This window comes from Halorubrum sp. Atlit-28R, from assembly GCF_003665955.1.
In the GTDB taxonomy this organism is placed as follows: Archaea; Halobacteriota; Halobacteria; order Halobacteriales; family Haloferacaceae; genus Halorubrum; species Halorubrum tropicale.
In genome coordinates this window covers 1-435 of the sequence record NZ_QPLS01000299.1, presented here as the reverse complement: position 1 = coordinate 435, position 435 = coordinate 1, and the positions used below count along the sequence as shown (strand labels likewise).

Annotated in this window: 1 pseudogene; it reads right to left on the bottom strand. The window is 55.6% G+C overall.

Annotated features, from left to right (window positions below):
* Window positions 1–250 precede the first annotated feature (250 nt).
* Window positions 251–332: pseudogene (locus tag DVK06_RS18010) on the bottom strand (IS6 family transposase); the annotation flags it as partial.
* Window positions 333–435: the final 103 nt, after the last annotated feature.

Genomic DNA, 435 nt, shown 5'->3' with positions numbered 1-435 from the left:
GTACGACGACACGCTCGTGCTCACAGGGTTCGACACCGACCGGGGGACGCTGGCGGCCGTCGCCATGACCGACAGCTCTGCAGCCGTCGACTGGGCTTGCGACGTCTTCGAAACCCACCGTGAGCGCGGCGAGCGACTAAGCTAAGTGGGCCACGGCGGCGCCACCACCGAAACCCACGGTGAATAACCTTCTCGCTCCGTATTGGTATAATTCTGAATGTGTGATTTTCATTGCTCAATAGGGCACTGTCTAGTTAGTGACCTCCTCAATCGGTGTTCCCATCGAGCGCTTGATGCGGTCTCTGAAAATTGTAGTATTGCACAAATTGTATGGAAGATTTAGTTAATCCTACGGATTAGCGTGGAATATCCAGCCTGCCATCGACGGTGGACTGCGTAGGAAGTGTCGGATTCACTCCCGCCGTAAACGGCGGG